Origin of the sequence: Exiguobacterium sp. ERU653 (genome assembly GCF_018617775.1) — a bacterium.
GTDB lineage: Bacteria > Bacillota > Bacilli > Exiguobacteriales > Exiguobacteriaceae > Exiguobacterium > Exiguobacterium marinum.
On sequence record NZ_JACSKV010000001.1, the window covers coordinates 777,542 to 793,949 of the forward strand.

Consider the following 16,408-nt stretch of genomic DNA (forward strand, 5'->3'; position numbering starts at 1 on the left):
CTTCTCTTACTGTATCAAAGTTGATTCGACTACGTAGTAAAAAAGCATGGCGGATTGTCATCGACTTCGTTATACTCAATCGAGAAATGAAAGGAGATCGCCTATGCACGTCAACATCATTCGAAACAAACGAAGGAAAAGAGCCGCATTTCACGTCACTCCGGACGGTATCGAGCTCCGCATCCCGGAACGTTTGCCGAAACATCTCGTCGACCACATATTAGAAGAGCATGATTCATGGATTCGTGATACATTGCAGAATCTCCCGAAACAAACGTCCGTTCTCGATGAAGGACTCATCCTCCACGGGAAGGTCTATCCGACTAGAAAAGATGATAAGAAGACAATCAGACATGACGGTACTTCATTTTTGGTGCCGAACGCTTGGGACGAAACTACGCTCTGGCAGAAGTATGAGACATGGTTACGCAAACGCGCCTTACACTATGTGAGTGAACGGGCACCATTATATGAAGAACGTCTAGATGTCCGAGCAACGAACGTTCGAATTGCCCATCAAAAGACACGTTGGGGATCTTGTAGCTCGAACGGGACCATCTCCATCAACGTCCGACTCATGTTGGCGCCGATAGAGATTATGGACTACGTCATCGCACATGAGTGGACACATCTCGTGCACTTCGACCACTCCGCTTCATTTTGGAAGACGTTGCGTACCGTTTATCCAGAAATGGATGGTGCGAAGGGTTGGTTGAAACAATACGGACATACGTTACAACTAAAAAAGCCGACCGACCCGTCCTAGGGTCAATCGGTTTACAGGTTGGAAGTGAACGTGTCGGCCGTATCATGTAACTCGGCAGCGGCCTGTTCGAACGACTGGAAGCGCTCCATCGTCTGTTCCATCGTTTTGGCACTCGATTGAATTTCTCGATTAGACGCAGTGACACCTTCTACAATTTTTTGAAGTTCAAGGTTCATCCCTTCCGTATTCGAATTGACATCTACGACGGCACGTTCGACCATACGGGAAAGATTCCGCACCTCCGTTGCCACGACATTGAACCCGAGACCATGCTCCCCGGCCCGTGCTGCCTCGATGGCGGCATTAAGGGATAATAGATTCGTTTGAGCCGCAATTTCTTTTATAGACAAAGCAATCTTGGCGATATCATCTGCTTGACGTCGTAAATTTTGCAGGGCGTTGAGATTGTCAGCAGCATCTTTCGCAAGCTTTTCAATCGTTTCATTCAATTCGCTCGTATCGTTCAACCCCGTCTTCGCCCGATCATCGAGCACATCGGTCATTGATTTGAAACGATACGCATACTCTTCAATCACCTGTTGACGTTTGGTGATATCTGATGCAATTTTTACGACACCAATGACCTCGTCCCCATCAAGGATCGGCATATATGTTGCCTCGAGCCAAATCGTCTCCCCTTTCGCATTCTCGCGCTCCACCTTATCCGAGAAACTGAATCCGTTCCATAATTTCTCCCAAAATGCAGGATACTCCGGGCTATTCACAAAAGATGAAGGACAGAAGAGATGATGCTGCATCCCGATCATCTCTTCTCGTTTGTATTTCATCGCTTTCGCGAACGTATCATTCACATCGACAACACGGCGTTGGCGATCGAATCGGATCATTGCCATGTTCGTCTCGATGGACCGAAGCACGTCGACTGAAGTCACATCTTTCTGGTTCAAAGTACTCATTCTCAATACCGACCTTTCTTTTCAATAGGATATTCGTACGAAATCGTGAATTAAAGTGTAACGTAACGAATGGCGTCCCATCTCACGCTTTTTGTACAGAAGGTCAATATCTTGAGTTTGAAGTATTTACCATTTATAAAGACGCCAAAAGGCGCCTTTATTTCTTTAAATCTGGAAAGTAAGAGAAGAAGGTTTCTACACCGGCACTTGTCAGTTTGAACGTCTGGTCTCGTGTTTCATCTGTCACATAGACATCCACTTTTTTAGACCGTTTCTTGAAGCTTAACTGAAACTCTTGTCCTTTCCATCCGTCGATGATGGTGAGAAGCGGATAGTCCCCCATTTCCCCAGCTCGATCCACTGGTTCTGCCTCCTCAAATGCGTTCATCAAATCAGACATGTCGATGCCTGCCGCACGCAATGTGTCCGGATAATCCAATGTAGCCGCCCCATCCAACGGTGTTTTATGGAGAAAGAAGAATGGGCCGCGCGGTACGGAAGGGTTAGCAATGATATTTGCATTGATATCTTCCTCAATGGATTTTTTCGTGGCAAACTCGCCTTTCGTGTACGTCAAGCTGACATCCTCTTTCACACGCTTTCCATTTTTCATGTATGAGAATGTGTAAAGAGGCGTCTTTACACCTGGATCGAGTGTGTCTGATTGAAGTACCCGCTCGACTTGTAATCCTTCGAACTGGATGGGTTCATGTCCAAATTCATCCTCATCCCAAACAACAAACGGTTGGAGTGATGTCGTTCCGTTTGTTGCCTCGAAATAAAAATAGGCTTGTTTCAATTTGTCATTATAGCCAAGCGCAATCTTCGCGGTTCCCATTTGAGCATTATACGGCTCAATGAATGAGATTGGAAAGAGGCCTTGTTGTTCTCCGATTGTTAATCCGATTGTTCCATTTAATGGGGTGGTCACGTGAACCATGGTCTCTTCGAATAGGTTAATCGGCATTCCAAGATATTCTGAAGGATCACTCTGCTCTGCGACTTTTTCCTCCTCTTTCGTACCCACTTTGATCAAAGGGACGTGCGGAACCTCCACACCGGATGTCAAATCAAGAAAATCCGGGAGCTCATCAATCTTTCCTAACTTCATTCTTGTATAATCTCCATCATAGCAAATGGTATAGTTCTCTTTTCCTTTTAGGAAGGTCACTAATTTATAGTTGTTTGGATCGTAGTCAGATATCATCGCTTTTCGATTCAAAGCATATGAATTAAAGACCGTCACATCCCCTTCAATTTGTGTGATCGGCTCGCCTGTGCATGCACCGAGGATATGACTCGCCCACGTCTCCGACTTGGCATCCATACGACCCGAATACAAATCTCTCACAACCCATTGCTTTGGCATATAGTCTAGCTTCACGACATCCGTTTCTCGAGTACCACAACCTACTAATAAGCCAACCATACACAATATGAATACGATTCGTTTCATAACGACTCCCTCATCCGCGGAAAGATATCTAAGAACGCTTCCGCCCCTTCGCTTGATAGTTTAAACGTTTGATCACGAAGCGGATCTGTCAGATAAATATCGACTTTTTTGGAACGTTGTGTATAACTGATTTCGAATTCTTGACCTTTCAATCCATCGATTAACGTTAAGTATCGAAAGTCCAAAGACTCTCCTGAACGGTTGACCGATTCCGCTTCCTCTAGTATCTTCACGACTTCTTTGGATTCTTTTTTCGTTGCCTCGAGAAAGTCAGGATGACTTAGTGTTTTTCCGTCAAACGTTTCACGATGTGCAATGACTCTTAGTCCTTCTTCAAATGCAGGCATCCAATCCTCGAACATCGGGGTAGGCTCTTCATCTTCCTTCAGCAACGTACCGGGCACGAAACGTGCCGACATCGTTTCAGTCACTTGCTGTCCTTTTTTAATATACGTGAATTCATATAAGGGAATAGACTCTTTCTCATTGAGTTCATGAGATTCCGCGATGGACTGGATACTTAATTCAGAAAAGACAGTATTTTCTTTTGACTCGGGGTCCTTCAGCCCTACAAACTCAATAGGATGTGGCATAAAATAATGACCGTCATATGAGTAGAGAATGTATGGACGAAACGATTTTTTATCATATCCAATGGCAATCTGTTGATTCGGCATCTCGATTCCAATCGGTTCAAACTGGGCGATTGGATGTCTGATCACTTTACCATCAAGTTCAATTTCAAGATTGCCGTATAGTGCCGGGGTGACCTCTAGTAACGTATGCGGGAACAGGGTAATCTGTTTCCCATCAAAGTCTAGCACGTCTGCTTCCGCTAACTTGTCCTTTAAAGATGACGGCGTTTGATCAACGCTAGGTAATCGAGGAACTCTGATGCCTTCAGATGTCCCCACAAAGGATGGGAACGCGTCGACCGTTTCAGCCATCAATTGATTCGTATAGCTTTCTCGACAAACGACATAGCGCTCGTCCCCTTCTAAATATGTGACCACTTTCATCATATAAGGATTAAGGCTAGACACGAGTTCTTCTCTTCCTGCAATCACCGTTTGATATACGGTGACGTCCCCCTTAAGCTCGGTCGTTCGTTCTCCTTCACATGCCGCAAGCACTTCTTTCGTTTCGTGAATCGGAACGATTTCCCCTTCTTTTGAATAACTTTCGACATTCCATTGGTCTTCTATGTAATCTAATTGAATCACTTCTATGTCAGATGTTCCGCATGCGCTTAATAGTGATGCTCCTACAAGCATCGCAATACCTCGCTTGAACACAAAATCCCCTCCAGTCATCGTACTATCCAATTTTACCATTATCTAACTGTTCTATACGAAAAAAATTCCGCCCATGTTTCATGAGCGGAAGGTAGAATCATTACTTGCTTTGGTCGATCGCACGTTGCAATCTAGATTCGACGTCTGCTGCGACGGCTTGTAACGATTCGTCATCGATGAGTCGAATCAATGCTGTCGGTTTCGGCATGCCGATTCGTGTATGGTCGTCTTTTTCGAACACCGCAATCTTACATGGAAGGAAATAACCTCCCTCTAACCGTTCGGATAGAACTTCTTTTGCCGCTTTCGGATTGCATACCTCTAAGATGCGATACTTCCCATCAATCCCTTGGCCCTTTTTCTCTAACGTGTCGCTCAAATCAAAGTCCCATAATACACCAAATGACTCCTCTTTGAGGGCTTCTCCAAGACGGTCGATGACGTCCTCAACGGTACGGTCAGACTGTACAGTATAATCAAACATCTTCATTCCTCCTTAGCGTGTTGTTCATGAGAACTGTACCCGCACGAAGTCTTCTTCAATCAAAAAGAAACTGTATGTGATTTGAAACATAATCCTGAAACACAACGTATAAAAAGAGATAATAGTTAGAACCAAACTGATGTAAAGGAGAAGTGGTTGTCGTGACGGTCACGGTATTCACGCATACGAGCTGTAGTTCTTCTAGAAAAACGATCGATTGGTTGCGGGAACAAAACATCCCCTTCATCGAAAAGAAATTGACCGACCAAGGTTTGTCCTTTGGCGAATTTAAAGAGATGTTAAGCCTGACCGAGAATGGGACGACCGACTTGTTGTCGGTCCAAAAGAGTGTCTATAAACAAGCTGCAGAGAAGCTCGACGAGATGTCGATACGGGAACTATACAGTTTTGTCGCCTCGAATCCCCAAATCTTAAAAAGTCCGATCGTCTTCGATCATCATCGGATCCAGGTCGGCTTCAGTGAAAAGGAAATTCGAACGTTTATTCCTCGGAATGACCGCATCGCTGAACTGAAACGCTTGCTCCACAACGCATAAATCGTGTCGCCAAGGCGACACGATTATTTTTTAGGTACGTTTTAACTTGGCTGCCAATCGGATTCCGAATGACTGTATTGGATGAATAGAATCGAGTGGATGAAGTTGATGATGCTCGACATTTCACCGTAAACAAACCCGTTCTGTCTCGTCAGTATACTTCCTATGTTGTAAGATTTTCAAGGTTAACATCTATTGAATCCTTTTCAAAAAACATTCATAGTAAAAGAGTAGAAAAATTATATTTGTATGAGGGGATAGAGCATTGGAGCTTAATCGTCAACTTATTTGGAAACTGAGTGTAATCGGGCTGATTTTACTCGTCTTATGGCGTGTCATCAGTGAACCGGATACCATCTCACGTGTCTTACAGTACACGTTCCAGTTACTGACCCCAATCATCATGGGGATTGCCATCGCCTTGTTACTCAACACCGTTCTCTCCTATATTGAAGAACGGTTCCACTTGAAGCGGTATCAGGGACTACTTATCGTCTATATCACGTTCATCGGCATCTTGGCGATTTCGGTCGTCACGTTGTTCCCGCGGATTTACTCGAGTCTGTCATCACTCATCGATGAGTTACCGGTATATATTCGTCAAATCGACGTGTTTTTAGGTGAAGTGAACAATTACTTGAGAGATTATAACGCGACAATTGCTCAGGCGATTGATTTTGCCCGCTTCGAGGAACGTTATTCAGGATGGGTTGAATTGGCCGTCCTCTCGTCCGTCAGTTATGTATCAAGCTTCACGATGACACTGATTAACTTCTTAATCGGGATTGTGATCTCCATCTATCTCTTGAAGGACAAAGAAGTCTTTGCCCGCATGTTCAAGCGTCTTCTCTACGCGCTATTACCCGTTGGTACTGCGAAGACGACGATCGATATCTTTCAAGAGATGGATTACATCTTTAAACGATACATTATCGGCAAGTCGCTCGACTGTCTGATCATTGGAGTATTGGCAGTCATCGGGCTCTTGATCATCGGAGCCCCATATGCGCTACTCCTCGGGATCATCGTCGGCGTCTTAAACTTTATTCCCTACGTCGGACCGCTCCTCGGGATGATTCCTGCGTTCATCATCACCTATTTCTATGATCCGTTCACGGCACTGCTCGTGCTCCTGTTCATCTTCTTGTTGCAACAGTTTGATGGATTGTGGCTCGGACCGAAGATTCTCGGGGATAGTGTCGGCATTACCCCGTTTTGGGTCATCACGTCAATCATCATCGGAGGCAGTCTATTCGGACTGGTCGGAATGTTCGTGAGTGTCCCAATCACGGCCATGATTCAAGTCGTCTTGTCACGACTCATCGATTATCGACTGAATCGGAAAAATTTGAACGAGTTACTTTGATTCTCCCCATGAAATTGTTGACATATTAAACAAATGTGTCATACAGTTGAAAAGAAGATTAATAATTAAAAGAAAGGAGAGGTTCCTATGTCAGTAGTATCTTCGAAAGCATTCACTCAAGTTCATACTGATTGGCAGGCACCTCTTCGATTGATTCATATCTAAGATGCCTGCCTATCTAGGCATGCATAAACAACGTGGGACGTCGTATGCCTTTATGCATATGACGTCCCTTTTGTGTATCATAAATTAAATAAAGCAGGTGACCTGTATGTTTCAAACACTCAAGCGGCTCGACCGCAACATTTGGATTCGTTTCTTAGGGGAGACGATCACGGGAATCATGATGTTCATGATCGCCCCATTCTTAGTCCTTTATTATAGTGATCAGTTAGAAAGCTACCTTCAAGTCGGAATCATCATGGCGACGGGTCCCATCATGGCCCTCCTCGGTTCGATGATCGGGGGACGGCTTGCTGACCTATATGGTCGAAAACCAATCATGATGATCGCCATCATAGGGGACGCACTCGCTCTCGTCGGGTTCGCCTTCGCTGACTCGTTTTGGCCGCTCCTTTTATTGAATGCAATGCTCGGGTTGACGAACTCACTCTTCCACCCTGCGGCAAGCGCGATGGTCGCTGACGTCACAGAGCCTGAGCATATGAACGAAGCATTCGGACTCTTACGGATGGGGCATAATATCGGTGCTGCATTCGGACCGCTTCTCGGGAGCGCGGTGCTGTTCATCGACCGTGAGCTCATCTTCTTTACAGCAGCGTTCGTCTTTGCCTTATATGCGCTCACACTCGGATACTTTATCAGAGAATCATTGCCGGAATTTACAGAAGATGAAACCCCGAGTAACCGAGAAGTGTTGCGCGTATTTTACAACGATCGCGTTTTTCTTATTTTCATCTTTGCAGGTATATTCATATCGATGGGATTTTCAGTCGTCGAGAGCATGCTGCCACTCTTTTTAAAAGAATCGCTTCCGACGTATACCGCACAACAAAATCCGTTCCCTTATCTTTTAGCATTGAACGGAATCATGGTCGTACTCTTCCAGTTCCCGATCGCATCAAAACTTGGGAATAGACCGTTTGGTAAAGTCATGTTGGCCGGAGCGACCGTATTTGGTATCGGCATGATCTTATTGGCGATTGTGCCAAGAACTTTGTTTGCACTTGATACGCCATATGTTCCTCTCGTAGGTATTTTACTCGCCGTTTATGCCTTTTACACGTTAGGTGAGATGATCATGTCCCCTGTTCAACAAACGTTCATCGCCTTGATTGCTCCGGAGAATATGCGCGGCGCCTACAACGGCGCTGCCAGTGTTCAGTGGCTGATCGGTGGAGTCACGGCACCGATCATCGCAAGTGTCTTTTTTGATAATCGTGCCGGGCACATCGCTCTAATCTTGATTGGTGGTGCGAGTTGCTTATCAGGCATTATTTACTGGCAACTCGGACGCTACGTCCAATCAACCGAAGCAAAACAAAAGACTGCTTAATCACTCATTGACCACTCTCTATTTTTATGAGACGTGGTCTTTTATTTCTTTTCATATTTATTAAAATTTGAAATTATCTTTCAATTTCACTTTACAATCATAATAATCCTTTTTATGATAAAACGGTTAAGGAGGGATCTTTCATGGAAAGGATCGATAAACAGACAATTGTGGATAGTGTTCCACAAAAAGGTTTTTTAGGACAACCGAAAGGATTGTTCACATTGTTTTTCACAGAATTTTGGGAACGTTTCTCATACTATGGAATGCGTGCCATCCTCGTATTCTATATGTACTATGAGGTTTCTGAAGGAGGACTCGGGCTCGACCGTAACGTCGCGCTATCGATCATGTCCGTCTATGGTGCGCTCGTCTATATGTCAGGAGTCATCGGGGGATGGCTCGCAGACCGTATATTCGGGACGTCACGTGCAGTCTTTTACGGTGGTGTGTTCATCATGCTCGGACACATCGTCCTCTCAATTCCGGGAAGTGTCGTCTTCTTGTTCATTTCGATGGCGTTAATTGTCATCGGTACTGGTTTATTAAAACCAAACGTATCAAGCATTGTTGGAGATATGTATAGCGAGACGGACCGCCGCCGTGACGCTGGATTTAGTATCTTCTACATGGGAATTAACTTAGGGGCGTTTATTTCACCACTCATCGTCGGACAAGTACAAAAAGACTATGGTTTCCATTGGGGCTTCGCCCTTGCCGCGATTGGAATGTTCGTCGGTCTTGTCGTCTTCGTCCTGACCCGTAAGACAAATCTCGGTCTAGCCGGGTCATATGTTCCAAACCCGTTGACGCCTGAAGAGAAGAAGAAAACAATTCGAATCGTCAGTATCGCCACTATCGCAATCGCTATCCTACTTGCGATTTTGATTCCACTTGGTTGGTTCACGATCAATACCTTCATCTCGCTTGTCGGAGTATTCGGAATTGCGATTCCGACATTGTATTTCATTATGATGTATCGCAGTCCAAAAACAACAGAAGTCGAGCGGTCTCGGATTATTGCTTATATCCCGCTCTTTATCGCTTCCGTCATGTTCTGGGCAATTCAAGAGCAGGGGGCAACAATCCTCGCAAGTTATGCGGACACACGGACTGACCTTGAGTTCTTCGGTTTCACATTGTCACCGGCTTGGTTCCAATCATTGAACCCGCTCTTCATCATCTTACTCGCACCGATCTTCGCTTGGTTATGGGTACGTCTAGGAGATCGCGAGCCGAGCATCCCGACGAAGTTCGCATTTGGGATTTTGTTTGCGGGAATCAGTTTCTTGGTCATCTTACTTCCTGCTTATTTCAGCGGTCCAGATGCCCTCGTCAACCCGCTCTGGCTCGTCTTGAGTTACTTTATCGTCGTCTTGGGTGAACTCAGTTTATCACCGGTCGGTTTGTCAGCTACGACAAAACTCGCCCCAGCCGCATTTTCTGCTCAAACGATGTCACTCTGGTTCTTGTCAAATGCTGCTGCACAAGGAATTAACGCACAGCTCGTCAAATTTTACTCACCAGAGAATGAAATGCTATACTTCGGAATCATCGGTGGTGCTGCCATCGTCTTAAGTTTGATCCTATTCGCGCTCGCACCAAAAATCAAAGTGTACATGCGTGGTATTCATTAATCATGAAACAAGCCAGCCGCTGAAGAGCGGCTGGCTTGTTTTTATTTTCGTACTTGAATGAGTGACAAGTAACGATCGACCATATTGTGATTAAAGTAGTCATGAAAGTTGTCTTGCTTCAGGGATTGAATCGATTCATGGAACGTCGCCGGGAGTGATGCGATTCCTTGGCTCTCAATCTGTTTTGCTGAATATTCGAACAAGTCGTCTTCATTCGGAGAAGACGGAACAAGTTGCTGTTCGATTCCCTCGAGTCCAGCATAAATGAGCGCAGCAAGTGCCAAGTATGGGTTCGCACTCGGGTCAGGATTACGCACTTCGACACGTGTCGCACTTCCACGAGAAGCCGGGATACGAATCATCGAACTGCGGTTCGATGGACTCCAGCAAATATTGACTGGAGCCTCAAATCCAGGAACGAGACGCTCGTACGACTCAGGGAGCGGGTTTGTAAAGATGGCAGTGGCGCGGGCGTGCTTTAAAATTCCCTCGATAAAATGACGAGCTGTTTTTGAGAGGCCATAGTCCGCATCAACTTCGTCGAACGCATTGTTTGTCGGGTTACCGGATTCATCATTCTTCCATACCGAGATATTAAGATGCATTCCCGAACCGTTCACGTCACGTAACGGTTTTGGTAAGAACGAAACAGATGCCCCTTTTTCTTTCGCAGCAATCTTGACGATTTCTTTGAAGAACTGGATATTATCCGCAGTATGGAGTGCATCGTCATATTTGATGCCAATCTCATGTTGTGCCGGGGCGACTTCATGGTGGACCGCTTCAATATTAAATCCGACTTCACTCAACCGATTCGCAATATGTTGACGTACTTCATAGCCTTTGTCTTCTGAACGTGTCGAGAAGTAACCAGCTTCATCATAAAACTCGCCGTTTTCGTCAAAAATAAAGAATTCTGGCTCTGCACCGACGAATACCGAATAGCCGTCTTTGGCGGCACGTTCGAGCGCATCTTTCAATACGTTCCGGGGATCATATTCGTATCGTTCGCCTTCTGGTGTGCAAACATCGCAGAAGAATGCCAAAATATTCTCATCACCATCTTGTTCATACCGTGGACGATCTAAATCCGGTCTCAAGAATAAGTCAGAGTTTTTGATGGAAGAGAACCCATTGATGGAGGAGCCATCAAACATTGTTTTTCCTTCAAATACTTCTGGCAACAATTTTGCCGAAAGCGTCAAGAGTTTCAAATCACCGAGTACATCTGAAAAGTATAGATGGATTTGGGTAACATTTTTCTCTTGTACCGTTTTCTCAATGTCTTGTTGCTTCTTCTTTGCGTCATCCTTGTCTGTTCCGAATAGATTTGCCATGATTCAAAAAAACCTCACTTCAATGGATTTGACAGGCAAGCTGTCTTTACGCACCGTTCGTACGCTTCTCTATAGTTCATAACCGACTTCGTTTTTTTCTAAACATGAAATTTCAAAAGAGGCAAAGTGGCTACATCAGCCGAGACTTGATATGATGGATGCAGAATGTCACAGAAAGGGAGAACGCGATTGTATATATTTATGACTGGTGGAACTGGATTTTTAGGAGGACGTCTCGCCAAAGAGTTGATTGGTCGTGGGCATCGCATCTGTATGCTCGCACGAACGCCAGAAAAGGTAAACGCTCAGTTCACGACTGAGGAACGTGAGATGATAGATGTATTGCAAGGGGATTTGACGGCGCATTCACTCGGTGCTGATGAACGCTTCATCGACTCTCACAGAAGAAAGGTTGATTTATTTCTACACATGGCGGCACTCGTCAAATTTGATGAAGAACTACGTGAAGCTCTGTTTGAAACCAATTTGACCGGGACGAAAGAGGCCCTGCGATTGGCCAAGGCGCTCAATTGCCGCCGCTTCTTCCATGTGAGTACGGCCTATACGCTCGGCGCAAAAGAAATCGGTGGTGAGACTTTGTACGATGTGTCGCAATCATTTTTAAACCCATACGAAGAGAGCAAGGCGCACGCCGAACGGGCGGTCTGGGACTCGCGTGAAGCGCTTGAGGTTTCCATCTTCCGACCGGCGATCATCGTCGGCGACTCAAAGACAGGTGAGGCTGATTCAAAATTTACGATGTATGGATACATGCGCGCCCTCGAGCTATTCAAACGCAAACTTGTGCGCCGGGGTCACGACTTTGAGTCCCTTCGCCTGATTGGATCTGCAACAGGTACTTCGAACCTCGTTCCGGTCGATTATGTGACAGATGTGCTCTTAGCAGCCATTGAGCATGCGAAAGCGGGTACCATCTATAACGTGACGAATGATACGCCCCCACGAAATGAGACGATGCTCGATTTTATGAAAGAGTCATTATCTTTCCCACATTTGATGATTTCTGAGACACCGACATCCACACTCAGTTCCATCGAACAGTCTTTTAACGATATGGTCAAAGTATTCAATCCGTACTTGAATCGCAATATTAAGTTCTATGATGAAAATACGAAGCAGTTGCTTCGGGATGCAGGATTTTCACCACTTCGACTCGATCATCAATCATTACGTCGCATTGTGAATGCATACTACCAAACAAAATAAAAATGGACCGGGGTACCGGTCCATCGTCATTTATCGCAAACTAAAACAATTTTACCGTCCTGAATCTCACGTTCGAGTGAATCTACCATCTCTTTTGTTAACCCAAGGCTCTCCATCTGTTCCATTCGATCATCTGAATTGCTTGTAAATTTGGAGAGAAGCGACTCAAACATTCCCTTCTCAGGGATACGATACGATTGAACACCCGCCTCTGCAGCCAATCGAACTGTCAATTCCTCGTCTTTTGCGAACAAATAGATGTGTTCGTTCACACAACCTCCTGAAACCATTTCATTTACTTCATGGTCGACTGTCGTCATATCATTCACTACTCTTGTTTCTATCATGCCCCATCCTCCTAGACGTTCACACTCATAATTTTACTATTTTTACTATTCCCCAAAAGTGAGGTGATAAACATGAACCCTATGGTTTATTCGTGGATTGTCCACACTTCGATATCAAAGTGTTGTACGATTCCCTGAATTCGCTCACATTCATCCTCAATCCCTGTTCGCCCTTCTAATCGAGCGGTTACCGTCAACTGATTCTCGACTTCTCGGATACGGGATATCCGATATCCTGCCTGTTGCAATAAGCCTGCGATGATTTCAATCTTCTCTTTCTCTGCAGATTGAAAGACATGCATATATATCATCTCCTTCCAAACCTCTCATCATACGTATGCTACCATATCGTTTCTCGTTTGAGATGATATACTATTGATAGAGAAAAGGAGTGATTTTCGTGCCTAAACAAGATCTAAATACAATCATGCTCGAATATTTGAATGAAAAGGAAGACTATGAAGCATTTGCGACGAAGCTGAAAGCACTCCTCAGCGAACTATTGACAGAAGCCGGTATTCAGTTTCATTCAATCGTTGCCCGTGCCAAAGAAGCAGATAGTCTATTTGCGAAGCTATCCCGAAAACCTTACCAATATCGGTCCTTACGTGATGTACAGGATTTGGCAGGAATTCGTATTGTTACGTACTTTCATGATGATGTGAGGACTGTTGCCCAAATTTTAGAAGATGAGTTCACCATCGATCGAGAACAATCGATTGATAAATCGACATTGCTTGACTCCAATGAATTTGGTTATCTTTCTGTACATTACGTCGTGGAGTTGAGTGACAAACGACTCGCACTTGGCGAATATCGTCGCTTTGCGGAAAAAGAGGCAGAGATTCAAGTCCGCTCGATTTTGCAACATGCTTGGGCTGAGATTGAGCATGACCTTGGATACAAAAATCCCAACGCTGTCCCGCCTGAGATTAAACGCAGCTTCAGCCGTGTCGCCGGTCTGTTGGAAATTGCTGATTCTGAGTTCGTGAACATCCGGAAACAATTAAGGACATTCGAACAAGAAACGGTGGAACAGATTCTTGAGTCTCCTGAGAAAGTGGCGATTACACGTGATAATTTGAATTATTATATCGCGAATGACAAAGTCGTTGAAAAGTTGGATAACGCCATCTTTAAGAGTGAGTGGCTACTCGAAACCGACCTCTCGGCCATCGTCGAACTGACACGCATGTTCCATTACGCAGATATTCGAACATTCAAAGACTTAAGTGATACGCTCTCAACTTATTTCACGCAAGCCATCCAATGTGCGACGCTTCTTCCTTCTTCTCTTTTACCAAGACAAGGAATGGGAGTTGTTTACGCCGTGCTTGCAAAACTTCTGGCAGAAGGAGATGAATCGCAAATCGAATTCTTCTTTAGACGCTTCTACCCGGACCTAAAGCATTACGAAGACATCATTCAACAAATTAGAGTGAAAGACGAGCCGCTATAACTTTACAGACAACACCTTTTTAATGTAGAATGTTTCTATGTTCTGAAGTATATATGAATAATATTAAACTAGGAGGTAGTTTAGAGGATGACCACACCTGTACAGACCACTTCACGTCGTCAGCTCGTCGCTGATGCTGAACGTGGAATCCGAATGAACTATCGCGGAGTTAAAAAAAATCTCCGTTCGATGTTCTCACAATACTTGACCCGCAATGAATTCTTCATTCTACGTTCTCTTTGTCAACAGAGTCCTCAAATCGCCTCTGCACTGTCAAACGAGTTTCAATTTTCGGCTTCAATGATTACAGCACTCGCTGATGAGTTAACGAAAAAGGGCTTAATCTCTCGCGAGCGTAGCGAGCGTGACCGCCGTGTCGTTGAACTTCAGGCGACCGATGCCGGTCGTGAGTTGTTTGAGACGCTAGAGAGCATGAAAATCGAATATTTGTTAGAAGTGTTTACTGATTTTTCAGATGACGAACTCATTTTACTCTCAAAATTATTAGATCGTATGGATGCTTAACCTATAAACAGACCCCACCCGTCCAGGGTGGGGTCTGTTTTACTTTAAAAGGAGATGCGAATCTTTGATTCGCATCTCCTTTGTTTATTTCGTTTCAATCAAGTGTGCTGTGACAACGATCCGGTCACGATATCCTAGCTTCTCATCGTATGGTCCCGCGCAAGTAATCAGTTGAATCCGTTTTGCCTGAGTGGCCGCAAAAATCGAAGCGAGCGGAACTTGTTCAAGGCGATATTGTTTTACACTGACGACTTCATATGTTGCGACTTGGTCTTTCCGTTGGAGCGTCATCAGTTCTCCGATCGGAAGTTGATCCAGATTCGCAAAGATAGCTGGACCGTTCAAGTCATCGAGATGACCGGATAACACAACATTTCCTGTTGCGCCTGCCTTCGCACCGTATTGATACCAGCCAACTTGATTTACGTCAGCCGGAGTATCCATCCGTCCAGCATCATCCTTCCCGACTGCTTCAATCGATGCATCAACATCGATTGATGGAATCACAAGCCGGGACGGGACGAAACTATTCGAATGAAAGGATTGACGATCGACCTGTTTTGACGTCAAGACGATTGGTTTAGCGAAGTCAGCCATCGGCATGACGAATGATCGATCAGGTGCATCGGCCTGGGCACTCAATAGGAAAAATGTGATGGTTCCTAAAAAGATGAGCTTAAGCGTCTTGCTTCTGACGACGAAAGACGTAGAATCCTGCCGCTGCCGCTCCAACTACCGCTGCTGCGAGCAACCAGTTCATTGATGCTGTTTGAGCGAGACCACCTTGTCCAGTCTCAGGAGCCATCGCCATTTCTCCGCCATCTGCAGCGAGGAGTACTTCAAACGCTGGTTCTCCTTCAAGGAGTCCGATAGCGAATGCCGTATAGTTCATACCACTTTCGAGTGCGACACCATCAAGAGCTTTGACGACATCAGTCGCTCCCGCTGGACGAACTTCAAGGTCATACGTGCCGGCATCGAGTGTGCCGTAATCACTTACTGCTTTGAACTCGAGGTTTGAGAATAGTGGGTCTCCACCTTTAGGTGCTACATCAACTGCTGGAGCATCCGGTGCGAAGTGAGCAACGCGAACTTTTGATTTACCGTCTTCGAAGTTCGCATCGTCTTCCATTGCAGCGATTTCGATGTTTTCAAGTTGTCCAATCGCAGCAGCTGTATAGAACTTGCCTGCCTCGATTGAAAGGTCTGCTGCAACGACGACTGTTTCTGCGTCACCTGCTGGCTTGATCTCAACGTTGTAATCCCCTGCAGGAAGAGTCAAGTAGTCAGTGAGGTCTTTGAATTCTGCTCCCTCGACCGCGACTTCCCCATCCACATACACGTCAACTGCCGGTGCATCAGGTGAAGCATGTAGCACACGGACCATCGCATTTTCATGTCCATCGGCGCTAACCGGTAAGATGAACGCGAAAGCCAGTGCTAGTGTACCAAGTAAAGACATCAACTTCTTCATGTGAAATATCCTCCTTTTTTCTACGGTAACCTACGACTTGCATAC

The 16,408-nt window shown here is 45.2% G+C and carries 17 protein-coding genes; 8 read left to right on the forward strand and 9 right to left on the reverse strand.

From position 1 onward, the window contains the following. Nucleotides 1-103: 103 nt before the first annotated feature. Complete coding sequence (locus tag KNO95_RS04005; protein ID WP_214878343.1) at nt 104-766, forward strand: M48 family metallopeptidase; 663 nt, start codon at nt 104-106, stop codon at nt 764-766. 11 nt (nt 767-777) lie between these two features. Here KNO95_RS04005 and KNO95_RS04010 read toward each other — a convergent pair whose 3' ends face one another. The 4 genes from KNO95_RS04010 to KNO95_RS04025 form a co-directional block, all read right to left on the reverse strand. Next, complete coding sequence (locus KNO95_RS04010; protein ID WP_214701999.1) at nt 778-1,683, reverse strand: methyl-accepting chemotaxis protein; 906 nt, start codon at nt 1,681-1,683, stop codon at nt 778-780. Between the two features lie 157 nt (nt 1,684-1,840). Then, nucleotides 1,841-3,139, reverse strand: a complete 1,299-nt coding sequence (locus KNO95_RS04015) for a hypothetical protein (protein ID WP_214878345.1) — start codon at nt 3,137-3,139, stop codon at nt 1,841-1,843. Next, nucleotides 3,136-4,434 carry a hypothetical protein gene (locus tag KNO95_RS04020; protein WP_214701995.1) on the reverse strand — a complete coding sequence of 433 codons (1,299 nt, stop codon included), beginning with the start codon at nt 4,432-4,434 and terminating at the stop codon, nt 3,136-3,138. Before KNO95_RS04020 ends, KNO95_RS04015 begins: the two co-directional genes overlap by 4 nt. Nucleotides 4,435-4,534: 100 nt before the next feature. Next, complete coding sequence (locus tag KNO95_RS04025) at nt 4,535-4,918, reverse strand: DUF302 domain-containing protein (RefSeq protein ID WP_214701993.1); 384 nt, start codon at nt 4,916-4,918, stop codon at nt 4,535-4,537. Nucleotides 4,919-5,079: 161 nt separating this feature from the next. Here KNO95_RS04025 and KNO95_RS04030 point away from each other — a divergent pair, with 161 nt between their 5' ends. From KNO95_RS04030 to KNO95_RS04045, 4 genes are all read left to right on the forward strand, one after another. Further along, complete coding sequence (locus tag KNO95_RS04030; protein WP_026825949.1) at nt 5,080-5,475, forward strand: Spx/MgsR family RNA polymerase-binding regulatory protein; 396 nt, start codon at nt 5,080-5,082, stop codon at nt 5,473-5,475. A 265-nt stretch (nt 5,476-5,740) separates the two neighbouring features. Further along, nucleotides 5,741-6,841, forward strand: coding sequence for an AI-2E family transporter (locus KNO95_RS04035; RefSeq protein ID WP_214701991.1), 1,101 nt, complete (start codon nt 5,741-5,743; stop codon nt 6,839-6,841). 271 nt (nt 6,842-7,112) lie between these two features. Next, the gene (locus KNO95_RS04040) at nt 7,113-8,357 is read left to right on the forward strand and encodes an MDR family MFS transporter (RefSeq protein ID WP_214701990.1); all 1,245 of its coding nucleotides are present in this window, start codon (nt 7,113-7,115) and stop codon (nt 8,355-8,357) included. A 143-nt stretch (nt 8,358-8,500) separates the two neighbouring features. Next, the gene (locus KNO95_RS04045) at nt 8,501-9,994 is read left to right on the forward strand and encodes a peptide MFS transporter (RefSeq protein WP_026825946.1); all 1,494 of its coding nucleotides are present in this window, start codon (nt 8,501-8,503) and stop codon (nt 9,992-9,994) included. Nucleotides 9,995-10,035: 41 nt separating this feature from the next. On the opposite strand, the gene KNO95_RS04050 is transcribed toward KNO95_RS04045, so the two are convergent. Next, complete coding sequence (locus KNO95_RS04050; RefSeq protein ID WP_026825945.1) at nt 10,036-11,331, reverse strand: glutamine synthetase family protein; 1,296 nt, start codon at nt 11,329-11,331, stop codon at nt 10,036-10,038. A gap of 189 nt (nt 11,332-11,520) precedes the next feature. On the opposite strand from KNO95_RS04050, the gene KNO95_RS04055 reads away from it, so the two are divergent. Then, a complete protein-coding gene (locus KNO95_RS04055; RefSeq protein WP_214701989.1) occupies nt 11,521-12,558 on the forward strand; it encodes an SDR family oxidoreductase in 1,038 nt (345 codons plus the stop codon). 26 nt (nt 12,559-12,584) lie between these two features. Here KNO95_RS04055 and KNO95_RS04060 read toward each other — a convergent pair whose 3' ends face one another. Beyond that, nucleotides 12,585-12,905 (reverse strand): YflT domain-containing protein, encoded by a 321-nt coding sequence (locus tag KNO95_RS04060; RefSeq protein WP_026825943.1) that lies wholly within the window; start codon nt 12,903-12,905, stop codon nt 12,585-12,587. An 86-nt stretch (nt 12,906-12,991) separates the two neighbouring features. Continuing rightward, nucleotides 12,992-13,207 carry a hypothetical protein gene (locus tag KNO95_RS04065; protein ID WP_214878347.1) on the reverse strand — a complete coding sequence of 72 codons (216 nt, stop codon included), beginning with the start codon at nt 13,205-13,207 and terminating at the stop codon, nt 12,992-12,994. A gap of 98 nt (nt 13,208-13,305) precedes the next feature. On the opposite strand from KNO95_RS04065, the gene KNO95_RS04070 reads away from it, so the two are divergent. Together KNO95_RS04070 and KNO95_RS04075 are read left to right on the forward strand one after the other, a co-directional pair. Continuing rightward, nucleotides 13,306-14,364 carry a GTP pyrophosphokinase gene (locus KNO95_RS04070; RefSeq protein ID WP_026825941.1) on the forward strand — a complete coding sequence of 353 codons (1,059 nt, stop codon included), beginning with the start codon at nt 13,306-13,308 and terminating at the stop codon, nt 14,362-14,364. 87 nt (nt 14,365-14,451) lie between these two features. Beyond that, a complete protein-coding gene (locus tag KNO95_RS04075) occupies nt 14,452-14,889 on the forward strand; it encodes a MarR family winged helix-turn-helix transcriptional regulator (RefSeq protein WP_026825940.1) in 438 nt (145 codons plus the stop codon). Between the two features lie 84 nt (nt 14,890-14,973). On the opposite strand, the gene KNO95_RS04080 is transcribed toward KNO95_RS04075, so the two are convergent. Further along, nucleotides 14,974-15,621 carry a class F sortase gene (locus tag KNO95_RS04080; RefSeq protein ID WP_251129235.1) on the reverse strand — a complete coding sequence of 216 codons (648 nt, stop codon included), beginning with the start codon at nt 15,619-15,621 and terminating at the stop codon, nt 14,974-14,976. After that, nucleotides 15,566-16,363, reverse strand: coding sequence for a DUF4397 domain-containing protein (locus tag KNO95_RS04085; RefSeq protein ID WP_026825938.1), 798 nt, complete (start codon nt 16,361-16,363; stop codon nt 15,566-15,568). Before KNO95_RS04085 ends, KNO95_RS04080 begins: the two co-directional genes overlap by 56 nt. Nucleotides 16,364-16,408: the final 45 nt, after the last annotated feature.

Coding starts and splice junctions, on each gene's coding strand:
- KNO95_RS04005 (WP_214878343.1), top strand. CDS start 104: ATGCACGTCAACATCATTCGAAACAAACGAAGGAAAAGAGCCGCATTT.
- KNO95_RS04010 (WP_214701999.1), bottom strand. CDS start 1,683: ATGAGTACTTTGAACCAGAAAGATGTGACTTCAGTCGACGTGCTTCGG.
- KNO95_RS04015 (WP_214878345.1), bottom strand. CDS start 3,139: ATGAAACGAATCGTATTCATATTGTGTATGGTTGGCTTATTAGTAGGT.
- KNO95_RS04025 (WP_214701993.1), bottom strand. CDS start 4,918: ATGTTTGATTATACTGTACAGTCTGACCGTACCGTTGAGGACGTCATC.
- KNO95_RS04040 (WP_214701990.1), top strand. CDS start 7,113: ATGTTTCAAACACTCAAGCGGCTCGACCGCAACATTTGGATTCGTTTC.
- KNO95_RS04045 (WP_026825946.1), top strand. CDS start 8,501: ATGGAAAGGATCGATAAACAGACAATTGTGGATAGTGTTCCACAAAAA.
- KNO95_RS04050 (WP_026825945.1), bottom strand. CDS start 11,331: ATGGCAAATCTATTCGGAACAGACAAGGATGACGCAAAGAAGAAGCAA.
- KNO95_RS04060 (WP_026825943.1), bottom strand. CDS start 12,905: ATGATAGAAACAAGAGTAGTGAATGATATGACGACAGTCGACCATGAA.
- KNO95_RS04065 (WP_214878347.1), bottom strand. CDS start 13,207: ATGCATGTCTTTCAATCTGCAGAGAAAGAGAAGATTGAAATCATCGCA.
- KNO95_RS04075 (WP_026825940.1), top strand. CDS start 14,452: ATGACCACACCTGTACAGACCACTTCACGTCGTCAGCTCGTCGCTGAT.
- KNO95_RS04085 (WP_026825938.1), bottom strand. CDS start 16,363: ATGAAGAAGTTGATGTCTTTACTTGGTACACTAGCACTGGCTTTCGCG.